The organism is Catenibacterium sp. (assembly GCF_052354645.1).
In the GTDB taxonomy this organism is placed as follows: Bacteria; Bacillota_I; Bacilli_A; order Erysipelotrichales; family Coprobacillaceae; genus Catenibacterium; species Catenibacterium mitsuoka_A.
This window is the reverse complement of record NZ_DAWDDM010000195.1, coordinates 1-2,357: the sequence shown is the minus strand read 5'-3', so window position 1 is coordinate 2,357 and position 2,357 is coordinate 1. Positions and strand designations below refer to the sequence as shown.

The 2,357-nt window shown below is 32.5% G+C and carries 3 protein-coding genes; 1 reads left to right on the top strand and 2 read right to left on the bottom strand.

The annotated features are described in order from the left end of the window. The first annotated feature begins 100 nt into the window (after positions 1-100). A complete protein-coding gene (locus ACT8VG_RS08455) occupies positions 101-607 on the top strand; it encodes an NAD(+) diphosphatase (RefSeq protein ID WP_217106044.1) in 507 nt (168 codons plus the stop codon). 7 nt (positions 608-614) lie between these two features. On the opposite strand, the gene ACT8VG_RS08450 is transcribed toward ACT8VG_RS08455, so the two are convergent. Both ACT8VG_RS08450 and ACT8VG_RS08445 read right to left on the bottom strand, forming a co-directional pair. Next, positions 615-1,304, bottom strand: a complete 690-nt coding sequence (locus tag ACT8VG_RS08450) for an RsiV family protein (RefSeq protein ID WP_444195623.1) — start codon at positions 1,302-1,304, stop codon at positions 615-617. A 52-nt stretch (positions 1,305-1,356) separates the two neighbouring features. Further along, on the bottom strand, positions 1,357-2,357 hold a 1,001-nt coding region (locus tag ACT8VG_RS08445; RefSeq protein WP_444195622.1), incomplete at its 5' end, for a 6-phosphofructokinase.

Genomic DNA, 2,357 nt, shown 5'->3' with positions numbered 1-2,357 from the left:
CATTAAAAGGCAGGGAGTATTATATTCCAGGTACTCAAGGTGCAGAGAAACAATATAAGAATAGATTAAATGAAATCAAGAAATGGAGAAAAGAAAATCAATGAGTTATTGCATAAAATGTGGTCATGAATTAATAGAAAAAGAAAATGGAATAGATGGTATGGTACCTTATTGTCCAAACTGTCAGGAATTCAGATTCCCAATGTTTAATAGTGCAGTCAGTGCGCTTGTACTCAATCCCAAAAAAGATAAAATCCTTCTCATCCAACAATATGGACATAAGGATAATATCTTAATTGCAGGTTATGTCACAAAAGGAGAAAATGCGAAACAGGCTCTTTTTAGAGAAGTCAAAGAAGAAACAGGTCTTACTATTTCTTCTTATGAATTCAATGATAATGAATACTATGCTCGTACTAATACATATATAAATAACTATGTCGTTGTTGTAGAAGATGAATCATTCCACTGTAATGAAGAAGTAGATTATGCAAAATGGTATGATCTAAAAGATGCAATGAATATCATTAAGCCTGATTCTTTAGCTCAGGAATTACTTAGAAGATATCTTTATAAAAGAGAACACAATCTTGTTTTCACAAGATAAAAGACGACTATTTGAAGTAGTCGTCTAGTAAGTCATTTTTAATTGTGAATATAGGGTTTCCCATATAACCGGGAGCTACTTCAAATTGATCAAAGCAGATGACAAGTTCACCTTGTTTATTAATATAGTAGCTTTGATTCTTCGAAATACTTTTAAAACGAGGATTATCATTCTTTTGACACCAATATACTTTATTGGTGTCTTTTTTCATTTCTGCTTTCATCTGTTTAAGTATCTCTTTAGAAATCACTTTTTTATAGTCACTATTCTTAAAATAAGCAGAAAGAGGGATACTCTTTCCTGTGGATTTGTTGATTGTATAATAAACGTTCTTTGTGTAACTATCTGCACGTGCTTTATTTAGCTCTAATTTAAGAGTAAATAACTGGTCTGTATTATAGACAATCTCATGATTAATAGAATAATAACTTCCGCTTTTTTCCTCTTTTGAAATAAAATTCTTAATAGTAGATGCCATCTTACGATTCACTACATCAAGTGCTTCCTGTTTATTATTATCTGCAGTTGTAATCCATGGGATATGGGATTTCTTCACATCTACAGTAAATAGGTTAGACAGAGTGAGTCTATTTGGTGTATTGGTATCTTTATTGAGTTGATGATTGATCAGTATAAGTATAGCTACAAGGACAATAAAAGAAAGTCCTATCTTTTTCCAAAATGTTAGTTTATGCATAATATCACCTATTTCACATTATACACAAAAAAACTGTTCATGACGAACAGTTTTACTCACCAAATGAGATTCCTACAAGCTTTGCGCTTTGTACGATTTCTCCTTCAGTATCTACAAATTTTAATTTTCCTGCAGTAGCTTCTAATGGAATATGTGTAACATGATTTCCTTGTAATACAACATATTCACCATAATGTTTCTTAATGATGAGTCTTGCACCTTCTACACCAAAACGTGTAGAGATTTCACGATCATAACTATCAGGATTACCACCACGCTGTGCATGACCAATACATGATACACGAATCTCGGCATCAATTTCCTGACTTAATTCATCAGCTACTTCATAAGCTACAGAACGACCATTTCTTGCAAGTACTTTTGCTTTATAGTCTTTTTTCTTCATTAGTGCATCTGCTTCAGAAATAGCACCTTCAGCACAGGCAATAATTGCATAGTTCTTTTCGTTCTTTAATGTTTCTTTAACCTTTTTCGCAACAACTTTAATATCATATGGAATCTCAGGTAAGAGGATAACATCAGCACCTGCTGCAATACCAGCAGATAAGCAGATATGTCCTACCTTATGACCCATAACTTCAATCACAAAGACACGGCTATGACTTGCGGCTGTTGTCTTGATTTCATCTAAGTAACGTGTCGCAATGGCTGTGGCAGAAGAATAACCAAATGTATAATCTGTACCCCAGGCATCATTATCAATTGTCTTAGGTAATGCAATTACATTTAGTCCTTCCTGTGATAACATATTAGCACTTTTAATAGAACCATTACCACCTAGTACAACTAAGCAGTCCAATTCAAGTTTCTTATAAGTATTCTTCATCGCTTTGACTTTATCAAAACCATTTTCAATAATACGCATACGTTTGAAAGGACATCTTGAATTTCCAAGAATTGAACCACCTACGTTTAAAATATCATAAAAATCTTTAGGCTTCATTTTTTTGTATTTTTCATACATTAATCCTTTATAACCATCAATAAAGCGATTGATTTGAACATCTTTCACATTTCTATAAAGAGTTATAG

Excerpts from the sequence above, each read along its gene's own strand:
- ACT8VG_RS08455 (WP_217106044.1), top strand. The coding sequence starts at position 101 with ATGAGTTATTGCATAAAATGTGGTCATGAATTAATAGAAAAAGAAAAT.
- ACT8VG_RS08450 (WP_444195623.1), bottom strand. The coding sequence starts at position 1,304 with ATGCATAAACTAACATTTTGGAAAAAGATAGGACTTTCTTTTATTGTC.